This is a genomic window from Shinella curvata (genome assembly GCF_022899935.1).
GTDB classification, from domain to species: Bacteria; Pseudomonadota; Alphaproteobacteria; order Rhizobiales; family Rhizobiaceae; genus Shinella; species Shinella curvata.
Window position 1 is genome coordinate 67,991 of sequence record NZ_JALJCJ010000006.1, and the last position, 18,630, is coordinate 86,620.

The following is an 18,630-nucleotide window of genomic DNA, read 5'->3' on the forward strand; positions in this document are numbered from 1 at the left end:
ATGATCTTACCAGAATGAAGGGCCGGAAGCACCTGAAAAGCTTAAACGATTAGGCGCTCTGCAAATTTCGGAATATTCGATCCGATTCCCCTCGGACGGACCAGGGCCGCATAACTCCACCCAGGCTTTCGCCAACAGCCAAGCCCGCCTGAATGGCATCCTCATGGAAGCCGGATCCGAAATAGGATCCGCAGAACCATGTATTGGCTTCGCCCTGCAGCGACCAGAGCTGCTTTTGCGCGGCAAGCGTCGCGGCATTGAAGAGAGGATGCTGGTAAAGCCCACGCCAGATCACCTTGTCTTCGGCGGGGGCATGTAGGGGGCTCAGCGTGACGAAGTAGGGATGCGGATCGGAAATTCCCTGCAAGCGGTTCATCCAGTAGGTGACACAGGGCTTGCGCCACGTCGCGCCATCACGTCCCGACTGCGCGAGGTAGTTCCAGCTTGCCCAGACACGCTTGCGGTTTGGCATCAGGGTTTGATCTCGGTGGAGGACCGTCTCGTTGTCGCCATAGGCGAATGTGCTCAACAGTTCTGCTTCGCGTTGAGAGCGATCGGCAAGCATTTTCAGCGCCTGGTCGGCATGAGCGCCGATCACGACATGATCGAACCATTCAGCCTCGGCGCCATCTATGGAAACCTCCACCGCGCCGTTGACGCGGCGGATCGCTCTCACCGGCGTGTTGGTCCGGATCCTCTCGCGGAATGGCTCCGTCAAGCGCTCGACATAGGCGCGGCTGCCGCCATCGACTGTCCGCCAGATGGGCCGCCGCACGAATTTCAGCAGACCGTGGTTCTCACAGAAGCGCACGAAGGAAAGCGCCGGATAGTTGCCGATCTCAAGCGCCGGCGTCGACCAGATTGCAGCCGCCATCGGGTAGAGATGGTCTTCTCGAAACGCCCTCCCGAAGCCGGCGCTGTCAAGATAGTCGTCGAGGCTCGCGGAAGGATCGAGTTCGCGCACGCCGCTTGGTGCCTGACGGTAGAAGCGCACGAGGTCGCGCAGCATTGACCAGAAGCGCGGGCTGGCAAGGTTGCGTCGCTGGGCGAAAAGGCCGGCAAGGTTCGTTCCGGCATATTCCAGTTGCCCGCCGTCCATCGACACGGCAAAGGACATATCCGACGCCTTCGTCGGCACCTCTAGATGCGCAAACAGAGCCGTGAGATTGGGGTAGGTCACTTCGTTGTAGACGATAAAGCCCGTATCGACCGGGGCGCCGCCCGTGTCCACCGTGTGAGAATGGCCGCCGATACGATTGTCGGCCTCGAAAACAGTGACTTCGTGGCGCTGCGACAGCAACCACGCCGCTGAAAGGCCGGCAATGCCCGTTCCGACAACCGCGATTTTGAGTGGCCGGTCCGATTGAGGAAAATGGCGCATGACGATCCTTTTGCGGCTTTCGAACTCTGGACATTTATCTGTATCCTTTACGAGCGCAGGGATCTGACGGATCACTGCGGAAGACCTATTTCGTGGCGTGTGATCCGCTTGCGAAACCGCCGCGTAGAAGGACCCATGAATGAAGTTTTCAGCCCGATACAGTTTGACCGCAAACCAGATGTGCCGACAGGCCGGCGGCTTGCCGTGGTGAGTTCAAGGGACGTACAACAGCCCCCCTCGCCCGATGCACTGGTTGAAATGATGCTGAAGGTCGCGCAAGCTCGGGACCGGCAGGCTTTTGCCCTTCTCTTCCGCTACTTCGGACCGAAGCTGAAGACTTTCTTCCTGCGCTGGACGATGTCGTCCCTCGTGGCGGAGGATCTCGTGCAGGAGACCATGCTGACCGTTTGGCGCAAGGCATCGTATTTCGATGCGGATCGTGCGGGAGTGGCGACCTGGATTTTCACGGTCGCGCGCAACATTCGCATCGACCACCTGCGACGGCACAGAGATCCATCGGCTCTGCCGCCAGATCCTGAGACAGCGATGGATACGGTCGAAGATGGAATGCTCGGAGCCGAACGGGATGCGGCGGTGCGCGACGCACTGACCGTCCTCTCGTCCGAGCAACAGACCATCATCCGACTGTCGTATTTCAGCGAGAAATCTCAGACCGAAATCGCCGATGAACTGGGTATCCCGCTCGGCACCGTGAAATCTAGAACACGCCTGGCCATGAACCGGCTTCGCGCGCTGCTGGAAGACAAATCATGACCACCACACATCACGCAACCGACGAGACCTTGATGCGCTATGCCGCCGGCACGCTTGCCGCGGCGCCCGCCATTGTCGTCAAGGCGCATCTGGCAAGCTGCCCGGCCTGTCGCGCCCGCGTCGGCGAATATGAGGCGCTGGGCGGCGCGCTCCTGGAAGAAACGGAACCGACGCAGATGTCGGCAACCGCGCTGAACGACGTGCTCGCCATGCTCGATGAAGAAGATGCCCCCGTCTCCTTCGCACCGCCGCCGCTGGCGCCGGTGGAGATTGAAGGCATTCGCCTGCCGGACGCTTTGCGCGGCTGCGATATCGGACGCTGGCGCTGGATTGGACCTGGCATGAAGATGAGCCGGGTTGGCGTGCCGCAGGATCCGGATGCCAATCTCATCCTGCTCAAGGTCGGCCCCGGTCGCGCTCTTCCCGACCACGGCCATGTCGGCACCGAGTTCACCTATATCGTTTCGGGATCATTTTCGGACCGTTTCGGCCGTTTTCTCCCAGGCGACCTTGCTGAAATGGATGAGGATGTCGAGCATCAGCCGATCGTCGACAAGGATGGCGAGTGCATCTGCCTCGCCGCCATGGAGGGCAAGATGCGCTTCAAGAACGTAATCGGCCGCATGCTGCAGCCGATCTTCGGAATCTGAATCATGTCGGTGGCGGCGCTCTTCCTCCTTCTCGCCGCTGCCGTCTCGCTGGGCATGACAGCTGTCTGGCTCGCGGTCATGAAGGGGGCGGGATCGGGCTGGGTCGATACCGTCTGGTCCTTTCTCGTCGGCGCGGTCGGGGTCGCCGCAGCACTTGTTCCGGTTTCGGGCTGGGAGGGCGACTGGCATCGACAGCTTCTCCTGGCCACGGTCGCAGCCCTCTGGTCCTTCCGGCTTGGCCTGCATATCCTGCGGCGCACGCTGAGGGGTGGTGAGGATCCTCGCTATGCGAAACTGCAGGAGGAATGGGGCGAACGCTGGCGCTGGCGTCTCTTCCTGTTTCTGCAGATCCAGGCCGCCGCCGCGTTTCTCCTCACCACGACGATCTTCGCCGCGGCACGCAACCCGGCGATGGGCTGGCAATGGAGCGATATCGCCGGCATTGCCATGATCTTCACTGCCGTCATCGGGGAAGGTATCGCCGATGCCCAGCTGGCGCGGTTTCGCGGTGGCGGCACCAACAGGGGCGAGGTTTGCGATATCGGGCTGTGGGGGCTGTCGCGCCATCCCAACTATTTCTTCCAGTGGCTTGGATGGGTGGGCTACGCGGTCGTGGCTATCGGCCCAGCCGGAGGTTGGGCCTGGGGCTGGCTCGCGCTTGCAGGCCCCGCCCTGATGTATTGGCTGCTGGTGCATGTTTCTGGAATTCCTCCGCTTGAAGCGCACATGCTCCGTTCACGCGGCGATGCTTTCGTCGCCTATACCAGGCGGGTCAATGCCTTCTGGCCTGGCGCGCAAAAAGGGGAGAAGACGACATGAATTTTGCCCTGACTGCCATCACCGCCGCCGAGCGGCTGCCATTGCCTGATCAGGCCCTGCGCTTCGGCATCAGCCAGCTGGTTGGCCGCACCCGCCGGCTCCTGGCGGATAGGGCCGGCCCGACGGACCGGGACTTTGCGCGCTCCATGAGCGAATGGCCCATCGCCGTGCACACAGATGACGCCAATGCCCAGCACTACGAGCTACCTGCGGCGTTCTTCTCGCTGGTGCTCGGCCCGCGCCGCAAATATTCATCCTGCCTCTATGCCTCGCCCGCCACGACACTCGCGGAGGCGGAAGTCGCGGCCTTGGAAGAGACGTGCCTTCACGCCGATCTCGCCGACGGGCAGGATATCCTCGAGCTCGGCTGCGGCTGGGGTTCCCTCTCGCTTTTCATGGCGGAGCGATTTCCGTCCAGTCGCATCGTCTGCGTTTCGAATTCGTCGTCGCAGCGTTCCCATATCGAAGTGGAGGCCACGCACCGTGGCCTTCGCAATCTGACCGTGATCACCGCTGACATGAACATGTTTTCACCGGTGGGCACCTTTGACCGTATCGTGTCGGTGGAAATGTTCGAGCACATGTCCAACTGGCACTCCCTGCTCAAGCGTGCACGCGGCTGGATCCGCGACGACGGCCGGCTTTTCCTGCACGTCTTTTCCCATCGCAAGACGGCCTATCGCTTCGACCACGCCGACAAGTCGGACTGGATTGCACAGCATTTCTTTACCGGCGGCGTCATGCCCAGCCACGGACTGGTCCGCGAATTCGGCGACAGTTTCACTGTCGAACAGGACTGGCGCTGGAACGGCAGACATTACGAGCGCACCGCGCGGGACTGGCTCGATAATTTCGACCAAAACCGCGGCGCTGTCCGCGCCGTCTTCGAAGCGACCTACGGCAAGGACGCCGCCGTCTGGATGCGGCGCTGGCGGATGTTTTTCCTCGCCACGGCCGGTCTCTTTGGCCATGCCGACGGGGAAGAATGGGGTGTGAGCCACTACCGCCTCATCCCGGCCGACGCAGGCCGGTGATCTCCACCTTTAAACGACTGACCGCGATGGCGCGGGCCTATGCGCACCACCCCGACCCGCGTGTCGCTGCGGCGAACATGATTTCCTTGCTGGTCGCGTCGAACCAGCCGTTTTACCCGCTCTATCTCTGGTGGCTGATGAGCGCCGACATCACAGCCGCCTGGTTCACGTTTCTGTCGACGCCTTTCTTTCTCGCCGTGCCGGCTGTGGCGCGCCGAAACAGCATTGCAGGGCGGGCTCTTCTGCCGCTGGCGGGGATCGGAAATACCGTGCTTTCGGCATGGCTCTTCGGCACCGCTTCGGCGGTCGAAATCTTCCTCGTCCCATGCGGGATCATCGCGCTGCTGCTGTTTCGTCCACACGAGCGCGTGTTTTCCCTGGCGCTTACAGCGCTCGCCTTCGGTGTTTTCCTGTTGTTGCACGACACTTACGGTCAGCCCCTCGCGCTCTACGACGCGACCGAATATGCGGCTCTTGCGCGGCTCAACCTCGTGAGTGCCAGCATGCTCACGGCCTTCGTCACCATCCTATTTTCGGGTATTCTTGCGCAGGCCGAACGGTCAGCTGACGCGACTGGCCACAAGAAAGCCGGCTGAAGCGCCGACGGCGGTGACCAAAGAACCCCATGGAATATCGGCGAGCGTAATGGAAAGCGGCCAGTCCCTGAGCGTTGCCTGATTGGTGAGGTCATAGGTCGCATATGCCACAAGGCCGAGGACCGCACCGTTCAGCGCAGCTTTGCCTAGCCCGCCCTCGCTGAGCGCGGGCATCACGGCGAAAAACACGATACCGGCAACATAGATCAGATAGAAGACAACGGCCGGCGCCAGATGAAACTGCGGTGCCAGCTTGTCACCCAAGAGCGGCCGGTAAAGCATATCCGCCATCGTGGAAAGCCAGATGGCATCGACGATCAGAAAGGCGATGCCGGTCGCCAGATAGGCGATGACGATGGTTTTCATACCGGTGTCTCCCAGGACGTTTCTCGACATTTCTACGACTTGATAGTCCTGACGGATCACCTCAAGTGAACCGATTCCCCAGCCCGTGCGTAGTCAACGGAGAGCAACGAGGATGGACCGATGAGGATAGCCGTTCTGACTGCATTTTCCGCCCTGATGTTGACTGCTGCGGAGTCCCACGCACAGCAATCCGCAGATCCAAGCGGCATATGGCTGCGCGACGACGGCAATGCCCGTGTCCGCATCGCGCCATGCGGCCGCAATATCTGCGCGACGAATCTCTGGATTCGGGACACCAGCAAGGGCGAAGAGGCTGGTGATCGTCTCGTCATGTCGCTTCAGCCAAAATCGTCGGATACCTTGTCCGGCACCGCCTATGATGAGAAACGCGAGCGGACCTATTCGATCACAGTGCAGGTTTCCGACAATTCGCTTCTGACGCGTGGCTGTATTCTCGGTGGCGTGCTGTGCAAGAACGTGCGCTGGCAGCCGGCACGATAACGAGCGGAAAGAAGCATGGCATGAAGCAAATCCGGATCACCAGCATGGGTGACAACGGTCCGCCGCCGTCAGCGGCCGGCACGCTCTATCCCGGAAAGGTGATGCACCAGAGGCTCCACCCCTTCGGCCATCGCTTCAGCTACAACGTCTTTTCCATCCTGGTCGATGTTGACCGGCTTGCCGATCTTGACGAACTGACCCGTCTTCTCGCAGTGAACCGTGCGGGGATCCTGTCGTTCCATGAGCGCGATCATGTCGAAGCGGATGGCGAGACGCTGCGGCAGTTCGCCGACCGTCTGCTGGCACGCGCCGGTCTCGAAAGGCCTGCGGCGCGAATTCTGCTGCTCGCCTACCCGCGCATGTTCGGCTATGTCTTCAATCCGCTCTCGACCTATTTCGCCTATGACGATGAAGGCCGGCCGATTGCCGTCATCTATGCGGTGAGGAATACCTTCGGTGAACGGCACAGCTACGTGGCGCCGGTCCTTGCGGGCGAGATCAGTGCCGCAGGCATCCGCCAGACGCGGACGAAGGTCTTCCACGTTTCCCCTTTCATGGACATGGGGCTGCGCTACCACTTCCGCATCCTCCCGCCCGGCAGGACTGTCCGGCTGCGAATTCATGAAACTGCAGGCGAAGAGCCGGTCATGGCGGCCACGTTCAATGCGGATGCGGTGCCGCTGACGGACGCCACGCTGGCGCGCTGCCTGATCCGGTTTCCCTTCATGACGATGAAGGTGGTCGCCGGCATCCATTGGGAAGCCTTGAAGCTGTGGCTGAAAGGCGCGCGCTTCCGGACAAGCCCCCCACCGCCGGAGACGGCAAGTTTCACGGACGCCGCGTGAAGACATCATCGTCGCGCCAGCATCCTGGACACGCGCACGCATCTCCCGCGAAAACCCTCAGTCTGGAGCAGCTTGCGGGAAAGATACGTTGTGGTTGATAGCTAGGCGCTTCCGAAGGCGATGGCGTCATATCAGGCCGGTTCGCGACCGATCGAGCCACGCGCGACAAATGTGCAACCAACCTTGTGAGGGCCGTGACGCCTCGTCTGGGGTTTCCTCGCGAGTTGCTCGATGGCCCAGGCCCCCATGGGCCGATGCGGAAGCTCAAGGGTCGTCAGTTGCGGCCGCAGATGACGCGACAGCTCGTCGTCATCGTAGCCGACGACAGAGATGTCCTGGGGGATGCGCAGGCCGGCTTCATTAATCGCGGTGAAGCAGCCCATTGCCATCTTGTCATTCTGACAGAATATCGCCGTTGGTGGATCACCAAGCGACAGGAGCTTTCGGGTAGCGTCGAATCCGGATGTCGGTGTCCAGTTTCCTTCGGCGACCAGGCCATCGTCGTAGATGAGCCCCGCCTCCATCAGCGCCTCGCGATAGCCGGCAAGGCGGTCCTGCGCTGCCTCCATGAAGCTCTCCCCGACAATCGTCGCGATGCGCTTATGCCCTTTCCTGATGAGAGCCGTCGTCGCCATGCGCCCACCAGTTACCTCGTCGGGGACCACAGCAGGAAACCGATTGTCACTGGTATAACAGTTGAGCAGGACGAGCGGCACGGGGAGACCGTCGAAGATCGTATCGAGCGATACGCGACGCGTGAACACCGACATGTAGACGATGCCCTGGGCCCCGGCTTGCAGAAGGCGGGCCACCGCCTTGCGCTCGTGTTCGGCCCGTCCTTGCGTCTGCGCCACGAGAATCGTGACATCGTTCTCCCAGGATGCATGTCGGGCGCCTTCGATGGCATTGACCGCCTCCGGCGTTGTCGCAAGTTGATCGACGATGAAGCCGATGCAGCCACCGCGAAGATCCTCAAGGCCCGCGCGGCGAATGGGGCTTGCGAGCCCGTAGCCGAGCTGTGCCGCGACGTCGAGAACGCGTGCGCGAAGATCCGGTGAGATCTTGATATCCATGACGTTATTGAGAACGACCGAGACCGTCGCCTGCGAGCAGCCCGCCGCCTTGGCCACATCCATCATCGTCACACGCTTCGTTTTCCCGCCGTTCATGTCGCCCCCGTTTCATCCCTTTCTACATCACCTAATAAAATTCGGCCATTGACTAATAATTATTAGTCAATGTAGCCTCCCGATAAATCGGGAGGAAAACCGCATGAACACGACATCAGCATTCGACTACGACATCACCGCGCAGATGGCGCAACTGACAGCCGACGGCATCATCGGCCTGAAGGGCGCCTTCAGCCCGGCCTGGGCCGACGAGATGCGCGAAGACATGATGACGGCCTTCTGGTCGGCCATACAAAGGCCCGGCGGCGCGGTGGGCCGTGGCCCCCGGCGCTGGTATGTCGAGATCCATCCGCAGGCCTTCCGCGGTTTCGTCGATCTCATCACCCATCCCTGGGTCGTGGATGTCTGTACCAACGTGCTCGGACCGGACTACCAGATCGTAGAGATCGGCCTCGACGTGCCGTTCCAGGGGGCAAAATATCAGCCGTGGCACCGCGACTTTCCCTCGCCCGTCGATACCTACCGCGACCGCCAGATCACGTCGCTTGCCTTCAATCTCACCGGCGTTGATGTCACCGAGGACATGGGACCGTTCGAAGTCTCACCGGGAACACAATATGATGACGGCCGCGAATGGAAACATGAGATGTTTCCTGACAAGGCGATATGGGGCCGTTTCCAGGAGCGTGCGACGCGGAAATATCCACAGCGCGGCGATATTTCCTGCCGCTCAGCGCTGACGGTCCATCGTGGTACGGAGCATCGGTCTCCGATTGCACGGCCCGTTATGGTGCTGGGTGTCGACAGGCCTGGCGCCGGGCATGCCGAGCTGCATGACATGATGGTCACGCAAGACTGGTACGATGCCCTTCCCGAGATCGGCAAGAAGCACCTCGTCTGCCGTGTCGTGGATGAGCTCGTGCCGATCACACAGAAGCACGATATCGAAGGCCTGGTGATGGGGGCGGACCCGGCATAGGACTTCTTGTTCCTATACCAGCCACGGCACCGAATGCCGATCCGGCAGAACCGCCCCGTCAGGCGCTGCACACTCGCTGTTGGGGCGACAGAGCCCGAAAGCCCGTGACCAAATGACTTCAACGAGCGTCCGCGTTTTCCGCGGCGGGCGCTCCCACCGCCGCCGCTAGAGCGATCAATGTGCGGTGATCGTGGAACTTTTTCGCCAGCGACAGGTTTTCGTTGCATTGCAATAAAACCGTAACGGCATACTCGCACCAGCGAAATCCCTTTTCGCAGACCACACATTCCGCGAGATTATGCCTTGCTCAAACTTGGTGCTGTGAGAATGAGTCGTCTAATCGTCGTTTCCAACCGCGTTCCCATTCCGGACGAAAAAGGGGCGGCGCCGGCCGGCGGACTGGCGGTCGCGCTTCAATCCGCGCTGGCCGCTCGTGGTGGATTATGGCTAGGCTGGTCAGGTGAATCCCGCGCGGATGACGCCATCGGACCGCTCAAGATGCTTCGAGACGGGAACATCGATTATGCGCTGACGGATCTGACCGAGCGCGATGTCGAGGAATATTACCAAGGCTTCGCCAATCGCGTTCTGTGGCCGATCTGTCATTACCGTCTGGATCTCGCCGAGTATGGCCGGCGAGAAATGGCAGGCTATTTCCGCGTGAACCGTTTCTTCGCCAGCCGCCTCCTGCCTCTCATCGCGGACGACGACCTTATCTGGGTCCACGACTATCACCTCATCCCGCTTGCGGCGGAACTGCGTCGGCAAGGTGTGAAGAACCGGATCGGCTTCTTCCTTCACATTCCCTGGCCAGCCCCTGATGTCTTCATGGCCATGCCTGTGCACGAGGAAATCCTTTCAAGTCTGACGGCATATGACGTCCTGGGCTTCCAGACCGAGCACGACCGCGAGAACTTCGCCGACTGCCTTGCCCGACAAGGTACTGGCATGCGGAGTGGTCCCGGGCGTTTTTCGGTTGGAGATCGGACATTCACGGCGAAGTCCTATCCGATTGGAATCGAAACAGAGGAATTCGCGACGCTTGCCCAGCGAGCAGCGGAGACCAGTCTCCACAAGCGCATGCTGCAAAGCCTTGACGGCAAGGGCCTCATCATCGGCGTCGATCGGCTCGACTATTCCAAGGGCATCACCCAGCGCATCGATGCCTTCGAGAGCTTCCTAAAGCGCAATCCCGACAGCCAGCGCAATGTCACGCTGCTGCAGATTACTCCGAAATCCCGCTCGGAAGTCCCGGAATACGAAGCAATGCAACGGGCGGTGGCTGAGCAGGCGGGACGGGTCAATGGTGCGGTCGGCACCGTGGACTGGGTGCCGATCCGCTATATTAATCGCTCCTTGCGACGACCCGCGCTCGCCGGGCTTTACCGAATGGCGAAGCTAGCCCTCGTGACGCCGCTTCGCGACGGCATGAACCTCGTCGCGAAGGAATTTGTGGCAGCGCAAAACGAGATTGATCCGGGCGTTCTGTTGCTATCCCGCTTCGCTGGCGCCGCGCAGGAATTGCAGGAGGCGGTGCTCGTCAATCCCTATGATGTGGAAGGGACGGCAGATGCGATGGCGCGCAGTTTGGCCATGCCGGTGGAAGAACGTCGTGACCGTTGGAGAGCGATGATGAAAACACTACGGGCCAACGACGTCTTTACATGGTGCGACACCTTTCTGCACGATCTCACGACAGATCAGAGCGAGCGGCCAACGCGATGGGTGGATACACAACGCGCCTAACGGGCATAAGCACATAGGCCTAGAACATCGCATGCATGACGCGGTTACAACGAACCAAGGGGTAAATTTCTGCTCGAAACTTGGAATCGTCGGTCGGTCATAAGGGGCTCACCATGCCGCACATGTATCGATCCGGAACACGGTTTCGCCTCATCGGCTCCCGAATATCGGTCGTTAAGCGAGATGGGGTCACCTATCCTTCGCCTGGATGACTGTTCTTGCCATCGGCACGCCGGCCTCTAATTCCGGAACATGGACACGCACCGAGCATCAAATGTCTTCAGCACCGGTGACAGCGACGCGCGAGCCGCGCTTCAACGCGTGACGCCGGAGGTCGCCTGTGAGGTCGACCGGCTTCTCGCGGGCCGGACGCGCGACATTCGTCTCAACGCCGAACTCGTTCGACTTTTCCGCATTCGATCGTGGCCGCAGACATCGAAAATCATTCGCGCCTGGATGCTATGGGTAGTCGTCCTCGATATCCTGACGCTGGCGGTGAATGCAGCCCTATTGCCACCGGATATCGTGATGGCAATGCTCCCGCCGGCCTCCATCCTGCCGCCTGCCGCTCTTGCAACCGCAACCGTGTTCTTGAAACCACGCCCGCCGTGGATCGAGGGCGTTGCGGTTCATTTGGGCGTTTTCCTGATCCTGCTGTCGGTTGCCCTGGTCGGGGTAAACGCCGGAGGCGAATACTATGAGCGCCACCTCACGATCATGCTCTTTGTCGCCGTGACGGCGATCATCATCTTTCCGATTCCGCTTGAGTGGTCGATCTCGATCGCCGTTTTAGCGCTCGGTCTTTACCTTATGCTTCAACTGCAAAACCATGATATCACTCCTGGAAACGCGGTTGCTGGCGCACTTTTTTTCGCAAGCGGCGTGGTCGCGACCGTGGTGGCACGTCGCACGGCAAACATTCTGGCGCACAAGACGTTTCTCCTTGAGTTGCGCGACCGGGCGCGCCTTGCGGAACTCACGGACGCCAATGCGCGTCTGGAATTGCTCGCGAGGACGGATCCTCTCACCGGCATCGCCAACCGGCGCTGGATGATGGAAACACTCAAAAAGGTCTGGAGCGAAGGGGTGAGCAAATCGGTGGGCCCTTCGATCTTGATGTGCGATATCGACCATTTCAAGCAACTCAATGACAGTCTCGGCCATGCCGAGGGCGATCGCTGTCTTGTGAAGGTCGCCGGCATCATCCAGAGCAGCTTGCGCGACGATCGCGATCAGGTCGCTCGTTATGGCGGGGAGGAATTTCTCGTTCTCCTTCCTGAAGCCGATGAGCAGGACGCCTTGTTGGTGGCCGAGCGCATTCGAAGCCGCGTGGAGACCGCGTTGTTGCCCAATCCGAGATCATCGGTCGGCGCTTACGTCACCGTCAGCATCGGCCTTGCGGTTCTAACGCAAGGAACAGAGGTGATATCCTCCGAAACGTTGCAGCGGCAGGCTGATGAAGCTCTCTACATGGCCAAGGCGAAGGGCCGCAATCAAGCATTGCTCCACGCGCCACCGTCCAACTCCGGTTAGTTCCGGCTGACCTTGGCATCCACCGCGCGGATGCCAAGCAACGGTTGCAAGCGGCATTTTGGCGGCGCTCGGGCGCTTTCGTTGGTATGTTAAGGCAATTGCGACAACTTTATCGCGAATTTCCGTGTACTTTCAAATAATGTGCAAAGAATCGTCTGTTATGCGGCGAGCGTATCTACGTGAAGACATTTCATTTTCGGGCGGCATGACGCTTGGCACCACGCTGCCTTGCCGGAGATGCGGAGCGCCTGCTGATTTCAGAATTGGTTTGGAGGGCGCTGTGAAGTTCAAAGGCACGGACAAGGTAGACACTTTCGTCGGAAAGGCCAATGTTGCCGACATCTTTCAGTTCACGCCGAAGACGCTGAGCGCCTCTGACACGGTATCGGGCGGTAGCGGGACGAGCATCGACAGATTGCAATTCACGCAAGCGGGCACGATCGCTGCCGCAAGCTTCGCCAAGGTTTCCGGCATCGAGCAGATCATGCTGGCCAATGGCAGCAACAAACTGACCATCACCAATGCGCTGGTCGGTTCAGCTTACGGCGATATGCTGAAGGTGACGGGTGGCTCGGGCAACGACGTGATCAATGCCGCCGGCGTGACCACAGCGACGAACCGCGTGCAGATCACCGCCGGCGAAGGCAATGACAGGTTGACTGGCGGCACGGGGGCAGACAGTTTCCGCGTCAAGGCGCATGATCTGACCGGCAGCGACAAGATCGTCGGTGGCGAAGGCAGCGCGGTAGACCAGCTTGTCTTCACCACGGCTGGAACGATCGCGACCTCCGCCCTCGCCAAGGTTTCCGGTATCGAGCAGATCGTGCTGGCCAACGGCGCCAACAACCTGACCTTGACCAACACACTGGTCGGCTCGGCTTACGGCGACATCCTGAGAGTGACGGGTGGCTCGGGCAATGATGTGATCAATGCCGCTGCGTTGACGACAAAAAGCCATCGGGTGATCATTTCCGGGGGCGCCGGGAACGATACGCTCATCGCCGGCAACGGTGCCGATAAGCTGGACGGCGGTGCCGGCGCGGACATTTTCAGATTTACTGCGGCAAGCCTCACCGGCAGTGACAGGGTCATCGGCGGCGAAGGCAGCGCAGTAGACCAGCTGGTCTTCACTACGGTCGGAACAGTCGCGGGCTCCGCCTTCGCCAAGGTTTCCGCCATCGAGCAGATCGTGCTGGCCAATGGCAGCAACAAACTGACCATCACCAATGCGCTGGTCGGCTCGGCTTACGGCGATATCCTGAAGGTGACGGGCGGCTCGGAAAACGACGTGATCAACGCCGCGGGCGTGACCACTGCGACAAACCGCGTGCAGATCACCGCCGGCGCGGGGAACGATACGCTGACCGGTGGTGCCGGAGCAGACAGCTTCAGCTTCACAGCCCCGAACCTGACCGGCAGCGACAGGATCGTTGGCGGCGAGGGCAGCGCGCAGGACCAGCTCATTTTCACGACATCAGGAACGATCACCGCAGTGGCCTTCGCGAAGGTTTCCGGCGTCGAGCAGGTCGTGCTGGCGAACGGCAGCAACAACCTGACCCTGACCAACGCCCTGGTCGGGTCGGCTTACGGCGACATCCTCAAAGTAACGGGTGGATCCGGCAATGACGTGATCAACGCAGCGGCCGTGACCACAGCGACAAACCGCGTGCAGATTATCGCTGGTGCAGGCAACGACACGCTGTCCGGTGGCGCCGGGGCAGACAGCTTCAGTTTCACGGCTTCGAACCTCACCGGCAGCGACAGGATCGTTGGTGGTGAAGGCAGCGCGCAGGATCAGCTTGTCTTCACCACATCAGGAACGATCGCCGCGGCGGCCTTCGCGAAGGTTTCCGGCGTCGAGCAGATCGTGCTGGCCAACGGCAGCAACAACCTTATCGTAACCAACGCCCTGGTCGGCTCGGCTTACGGCGACATCCTCAAAGTAACGGGTGGGTCCGGCAATGACGTGATCAACGCAGCGGCCGTGACCACCGCCGCCAATCGCGTGCAGATCACCGCCGGCGCGGGTAACGATACACTAACCGGCGGTGCCGGGGCAGACAGCTTTCGTTTCACCGCCCAAGACCTCACCGGCAGCGACAAGATCGTTGGTGGTGAAGGCAGCGCGCAGGATCAGCTCATCTTCACTGCCGCCGGAACGATCACCGCAGCGGCCCTCGCCAAGGTTTCCGGCATCGAGCAGATCGTACTGGCCAACGGCAGCAACAACCTGACCTTGACCAATGCTCTGGTCGGCTCGGCCTATGCCGATATCCTTAAAGTGACGGGTGGTTCGGGCAATGACGTGATCAACGCAGCGGGTGTGACGACCGCCGCCAATCGCGTGCAGATCGCTGCCGGCGCGGGCAACGACACGCTGACCGGCGGTGCCGGGGCAGACAGCTTCAGCTTCACGGTCACGAACCTGACCGGCAGCGACAAGATCGCTGGTGGCGAGGGCAGCGCGCAGGACCAGCTCATTTTCACGACATCAGGTACGGTTGCTGCATCGGCCCTCGCCAAGGTATCCGGCATCGAGCAAATCGTGCTGGCCAATGGCAGCAACAATCTGACCTTGACCAATGCTCTGGTCGGCTCGGCCTATGGCGATATCCTCAAAGTGACGGGTGGATCCGGCAACGACGTGATCAACGCAGCGGGCGTGACCACTGCGGCCAATCGCGTACAGATCACCGCCGGCGCAGGCAACGATACGATCATCGCCGGTAGCGGTGCCGACACGCTGGACGGTGGTGCCGGCGCGGACACTTTCAGGTTCGCGCCCGTGAACCTGACCGGCAGTGACACGGTCATCGGCGGCGAAGGTAGCGCAATAGACCAGCTGGCCTTCACGACGGCAGGAACAATCGCGGCCTCCGCCTTCGCTAAGGTTTCCGGCATCGAGCAGATCCTGTTGGCCAATGGCGGCAACAACCTGACCTTGACCAACGCCCTGGTCGGCTCGGCCTATGGCGACATCCTCAAAGTAACGGGTGGGTCCGGCAATGACGTGATCAACGCAGCGGCCGTGACCACCGCGACGAACCGCGTACAGATCACCGCCGGTGCGGGCAACGACACGCTGACGGGTGGTGCCGGGGCAGACAGCTTCAGCTTCACGGTAGCGGATTTGACGAGTTCCGATAAAGTCCTCGGTAACGTCGGCGACCGTACCGAACTCGTCACCCCGCGCGACCAAATTGTCTTTACCACAGCCGGCACGATCACAGCGGCAGCGTTTGCCAACATTGCCGGCATCGAACGGATTGTGCTGGCGAACGGCAGCAATCAACTGACCGTGAGCGATGCCCTGGTCGCATCGGTCGATTGGGAATGGACCGAGTCGGGTGGCTGGGGAACGCTCGTCTGGCTGCTCGACGTGGTCGGCGGCTCCGGAAATGATACCATCAATGCTGCGGGTGTGACCACGGACATGCACGCGCTACGAATCATCGCCGGTGCCGGTCACGACACGTTGACTGGTGGAGCGGGTTCAGACAGCTTCAGTTTCACCACCAAGGATCTCACCGGCAACGACAAGATCGTCGGCGGCAACGGGTGGGACCAGCTCGTCTTCACGACATCAGGAGCAATCACCGCGTCCGCCTTCGCCAATGTTTCCGGTATCGAGCAGATCGTGCTCGCAACTGGCAGCAACACCCTGACCGTAACCAACGCGCTGGTTGGCTCGGCCCATGAGGATGTGCTGAATGTGCTGGGCGGATCAGGCAACGATGTGATCAACGCTGCAGCGCTGACGACCGCTGGAAACCGTATGCAGATCACCGCCGGTGCCGGGAACGATACGCTGACTGGCGGGGCCGGCGCTGACAGCTTCAGCTTCACGGCAAAGGACCTTACTGCAAACGACACGGTCGTCGGTGGAGCAGGAAGCTCCGTCGATCGGCTCGTCTTCACCACCGCGGGAACCATCGCGGCTTCCGTTTTCAGTAAAGTGTCCGGCATCGATCAGATTGTTCTGGCGAATGGCACGAATAATCTTACCCTGGCCAATGCGCTGATCACCTCGGCGAAGGGCATGATGCTGGACGTGGCGGGCGGTTCAGGAAATGACGTCATCAATGCTTCGAATGTGACGGCAACCGGGCAACGGATAACCGTTTCGGGAGGTGAAGGCGACGACACGATCTTTGGCGGTGCCGGCGCCGACATCCTCGATGGCGGCAAGGGCAGCGATACGCTGGTGGTCACCGGCTCGGCCAATTTGATCGTCAGGCTGGATGTTGACGAGGAAGTCGACCAGACGGTGGGCGACACGGACATCGTGCGCAACTTCGAGAACTTCAACGGTTCAGGGATATCGGCCGCGTTGACGATCACCGGATCCGGCGACGCCAATAGGCTGACCGGCGGAAGCTCGCATGACATCATAGACGGAAAGGGCGGCGAGGATATCATTTCCGGCGGAGGTGGAGACGATAGAATATACCTTCGCGAATGGACGCTCAGCCTGAATGGCGGCTCTGGAAACGACATGCTGGTTTTCGATGCGATGTGGGTCGCGTCCATTGATTTTTCCGCTGCCAATCAAAGCCTTGATGACACTATGAGCATAACGGGTTTCGAGAACTTCGACGGCTCCGGTGCAAACAGTTCTGTATGGATTATCGGCAGTTCGGCGGCAAACTACCTGGTCGGAGGGGGCTATGGCGACACGTTCGTGGTCGGCGCCGGTGATACTGTCTTCGGCGGGGCGGGAGACGATACCGTGACCGTCAGCGCAAACGGCAGCGCTCCCGTCTACCTGCACGGCGGCGATGCCGCGTGGGACAGGCTTGTCTTGTCGGGCGGATACGATTTCTCCGCGAGTACAATTACAGGTTTTGAGGTCCTGAACCTGAAGGCCACGGCCAAAGTGACTTTCACGGCGGCGCAGTGGGGACAATTCGAGGCTCTCTCGATTGACGACTCGGCCCCGGTAACAACGTTCAACATCGTTTTCACGGAAGCCGGCACGCTTGACGTGTCGACCTCGGAGCCAAACGACAACAACAACAACTACAACATTACGGGATCAGCCGGGAACGACACCATTCGTGGCTCAACCTTGTCGACAAGCACAATCCGCGCCGGCGAAGGCGACGATGTCATCACACTGCGAGGCGGATACGCAAACGGTGTCCAGGACAAAATCTACGGCGAAGCCGGCAATGACAGAATCGAATTGGTTTTCGGGGTAGACGAAGCAACCGCGCCATTGTTCGATGGTGGAACCGGCAGCGATACTCTGACCTCGACACGGGACCCGGCGATCATTGACCTGAATTCACCTGCTGGCACCAGCCAGGTCACGACTGCATCTGCTTACGCATTTGTGAGGAACTTCGAAAATGTCGATTGGACGGGCAATACCCATTTCGTAAGGGCATATGGAAGCAGCGGCGCCAACACGCTGATCGGCGGCCTGGGCAACGACATTCTCGAAGGTCGGGGTGGCGACGATGCGATCGACGGCGGCGCCGGTAACAACACGATCGACGCAGGAGACGGTCAGGACATCATCACGATTTCGATCGTCAATGGCGCCACGACGATCACGGGTGGGAGCGGCTCGGACATTTTCAGCTTTACCGAGCCCAACTTCGTCGCAGGTTTGACGACGATCACAGACTTCACCGATGGCGAAGACGTATTCCGGTTCAAGTACATGGCCTATATATCGGACGGGCCGTTTGTCACCACGGACGGAGCATCACTCGCAGGCGAAGTCGACATCAGCGACACCGACCTGCTGCGTATCGATGGCGGAGGCGTGGCCCAGGATACAATAAAGACATATCTTGAAGAGAATTCGACGACGGCGGATGGCGAGGGCTTGTTCGTAGTGGGTCGCATTGGCGGCGTCGGCAGCAGTGTTCATCTGTATTTCGTTGCCGATGCGGGAGATCCTACAGAGATTGTGCAGGTTGCCTCCTTGGGCGCGAACTTCAATCCAGGAACGCTCGACGGAGCGGATTTCCAGTTCCTCTAGCCCCTTTGGCCGATTGACGGGGCCGGCCGGCAACGCCTTCCTGCGGAGTTTCCAAAGCACGCCCCGGTCTTGGTTCCAGCGTCTCACTCCGCATCGCGACGGGCGTGGCCGACGCGAGTTGCTCTTCCACGCCCGACACTCTATACGTCAAGCATTCGCCCCGGACCCGGTGAAACTCCGGGTGGCTCTTCTGGCCGCCGATCCGCCAGACAACGCAAAGCATCAAACCTGTTCACGAGGCCGGATCACGTCCGGTCCGGATGCGCTTCTTTGCGGACTTCTTC

The 18,630-nt window shown here is 60.5% G+C and carries 14 protein-coding genes and 1 other annotated feature; of the genes, 11 read left to right on the plus strand and 3 right to left on the minus strand.

Annotation, left to right across the window (positions count from 1 at the left end; all coding sequences use genetic code 11):
• Positions 1-49 precede the first annotated feature (49 nt).
• Positions 50-1,381, minus strand: coding sequence for an NAD(P)/FAD-dependent oxidoreductase (locus MUU55_RS21145; protein ID WP_244763124.1), 1,332 nt, complete (start codon positions 1,379-1,381; stop codon positions 50-52).
• 135 nt (positions 1,382-1,516) lie between these two features.
• On the opposite strand from MUU55_RS21145, the gene MUU55_RS21150 reads away from it, so the two are divergent.
• From MUU55_RS21150 to MUU55_RS21170, 5 genes are read left to right on the plus strand one after another with little or no spacing between them, the layout of a single operon-like run.
• The gene (locus tag MUU55_RS21150; RefSeq protein WP_244762765.1) at positions 1,517-2,155 is read left to right on the plus strand and encodes a sigma-70 family RNA polymerase sigma factor; all 639 of its coding nucleotides are present in this window, start codon (positions 1,517-1,519) and stop codon (positions 2,153-2,155) included.
• Positions 2,152-2,805, plus strand: coding sequence for a ChrR family anti-sigma-E factor (locus MUU55_RS21155; protein ID WP_244762766.1), 654 nt, complete (start codon positions 2,152-2,154; stop codon positions 2,803-2,805). Before MUU55_RS21150 ends, MUU55_RS21155 begins: the two co-directional genes overlap by 4 nt.
• A gap of 3 nt (positions 2,806-2,808) precedes the next feature.
• Positions 2,809-3,624, plus strand: coding sequence for a DUF1295 domain-containing protein (locus MUU55_RS21160; protein WP_244762767.1), 816 nt, complete (start codon positions 2,809-2,811; stop codon positions 3,622-3,624).
• Entirely contained in the window at positions 3,621-4,658 is a 1,038-nt protein-coding gene (locus tag MUU55_RS21165; RefSeq protein ID WP_244762768.1) for an SAM-dependent methyltransferase, read from the plus strand. Before MUU55_RS21160 ends, MUU55_RS21165 begins: the two co-directional genes overlap by 4 nt.
• Entirely contained in the window at positions 4,655-5,254 is a 600-nt protein-coding gene (locus MUU55_RS21170; protein WP_244762769.1) for a hypothetical protein, read from the plus strand. The genes MUU55_RS21165 and MUU55_RS21170 overlap by 4 nt, the downstream gene beginning before the upstream one ends.
• Here the strand turns inward: MUU55_RS21170 and MUU55_RS21175 are convergent.
• Entirely contained in the window at positions 5,219-5,620 is a 402-nt protein-coding gene (locus tag MUU55_RS21175) for a DUF2177 family protein (RefSeq protein WP_244762770.1), read from the minus strand. The two genes, MUU55_RS21170 and MUU55_RS21175, sit on opposite strands and share 36 nt — an antisense overlap.
• Positions 5,621-5,740: 120 nt before the next feature.
• Here MUU55_RS21175 and MUU55_RS21180 point away from each other — a divergent pair, with 120 nt between their 5' ends.
• Positions 5,741-6,121, plus strand: a complete 381-nt coding sequence (locus tag MUU55_RS21180) for a DUF2147 domain-containing protein (protein WP_244762771.1) — start codon at positions 5,741-5,743, stop codon at positions 6,119-6,121.
• Positions 6,122-6,141: 20 nt separating this feature from the next.
• On the plus strand, positions 6,142-6,966 hold the full coding sequence (locus MUU55_RS21185) for a DUF1365 domain-containing protein (protein ID WP_244762772.1): 825 nt from the start codon (positions 6,142-6,144) through the stop codon (positions 6,964-6,966).
• A 131-nt stretch (positions 6,967-7,097) separates the two neighbouring features.
• Here MUU55_RS21185 and MUU55_RS21190 read toward each other — a convergent pair whose 3' ends face one another.
• Positions 7,098-8,135 carry a LacI family DNA-binding transcriptional regulator gene (locus tag MUU55_RS21190; protein WP_244762773.1) on the minus strand — a complete coding sequence of 346 codons (1,038 nt, stop codon included), beginning with the start codon at positions 8,133-8,135 and terminating at the stop codon, positions 7,098-7,100.
• 103 nt (positions 8,136-8,238) lie between these two features.
• Between MUU55_RS21190 and MUU55_RS21195 the strand changes: the two genes are divergently transcribed.
• From MUU55_RS21195 to MUU55_RS21210, 4 genes are all read left to right on the plus strand, one after another.
• Entirely contained in the window at positions 8,239-9,075 is an 837-nt protein-coding gene (locus MUU55_RS21195; RefSeq protein ID WP_244762774.1) for a phytanoyl-CoA dioxygenase family protein, read from the plus strand.
• Positions 9,076-9,402: 327 nt separating this feature from the next.
• Positions 9,403-10,821 carry an alpha,alpha-trehalose-phosphate synthase (UDP-forming) gene (otsA, locus tag MUU55_RS21200; protein ID WP_244762775.1) on the plus strand — a complete coding sequence of 473 codons (1,419 nt, stop codon included), beginning with the start codon at positions 9,403-9,405 and terminating at the stop codon, positions 10,819-10,821.
• Positions 10,822-11,073: 252 nt separating this feature from the next.
• Positions 11,074-12,354 carry a GGDEF domain-containing protein gene (locus MUU55_RS21205; protein ID WP_280519063.1) on the plus strand — a complete coding sequence of 427 codons (1,281 nt, stop codon included), beginning with the start codon at positions 11,074-11,076 and terminating at the stop codon, positions 12,352-12,354.
• A 205-nt stretch (positions 12,355-12,559) separates the two neighbouring features.
• Positions 12,560-18,346 carry a beta strand repeat-containing protein gene (locus MUU55_RS21210; protein ID WP_244762776.1) on the plus strand — a complete coding sequence of 1,929 codons (5,787 nt, stop codon included), beginning with the start codon at positions 12,560-12,562 and terminating at the stop codon, positions 18,344-18,346.
• A gap of 159 nt (positions 18,347-18,505) precedes the next feature.
• Positions 18,506-18,561, plus strand: a sequence feature (sul1 is cis-regulatory element that is thought to sense ions involved in sulfur or methionine metabolism; They are found in Alphaproteobacteria).
• Positions 18,562-18,630: the final 69 nt, after the last annotated feature.

Coding starts and splice junctions, on each gene's coding strand:
- MUU55_RS21155 (WP_244762766.1), top strand. CDS start 2,152: ATGACCACCACACATCACGCAACCGACGAGACCTTGATGCGCTATGCC.
- MUU55_RS21145 (WP_244763124.1), bottom strand. CDS start 1,381: ATGCGCCATTTTCCTCAATCGGACCGGCCACTCAAAATCGCGGTTGTC.
- MUU55_RS21150 (WP_244762765.1), top strand. CDS start 1,517: ATGAATGAAGTTTTCAGCCCGATACAGTTTGACCGCAAACCAGATGTG.
- MUU55_RS21180 (WP_244762771.1), top strand. CDS start 5,741: ATGAGGATAGCCGTTCTGACTGCATTTTCCGCCCTGATGTTGACTGCT.
- MUU55_RS21160 (WP_244762767.1), top strand. CDS start 2,809: ATGTCGGTGGCGGCGCTCTTCCTCCTTCTCGCCGCTGCCGTCTCGCTG.
- MUU55_RS21165 (WP_244762768.1), top strand. CDS start 3,621: ATGAATTTTGCCCTGACTGCCATCACCGCCGCCGAGCGGCTGCCATTG.
- otsA (WP_244762775.1), top strand. CDS start 9,403: ATGAGTCGTCTAATCGTCGTTTCCAACCGCGTTCCCATTCCGGACGAA.
- MUU55_RS21195 (WP_244762774.1), top strand. CDS start 8,239: ATGAACACGACATCAGCATTCGACTACGACATCACCGCGCAGATGGCG.
- MUU55_RS21205 (WP_280519063.1), top strand. CDS start 11,074: ATGGACACGCACCGAGCATCAAATGTCTTCAGCACCGGTGACAGCGAC.
- MUU55_RS21190 (WP_244762773.1), bottom strand. CDS start 8,135: ATGAACGGCGGGAAAACGAAGCGTGTGACGATGATGGATGTGGCCAAG.
- MUU55_RS21175 (WP_244762770.1), bottom strand. CDS start 5,620: ATGAAAACCATCGTCATCGCCTATCTGGCGACCGGCATCGCCTTTCTG.
- MUU55_RS21185 (WP_244762772.1), top strand. CDS start 6,142: ATGAAGCAAATCCGGATCACCAGCATGGGTGACAACGGTCCGCCGCCG.
- MUU55_RS21210 (WP_244762776.1), top strand. CDS start 12,560: ATGACGCTTGGCACCACGCTGCCTTGCCGGAGATGCGGAGCGCCTGCT.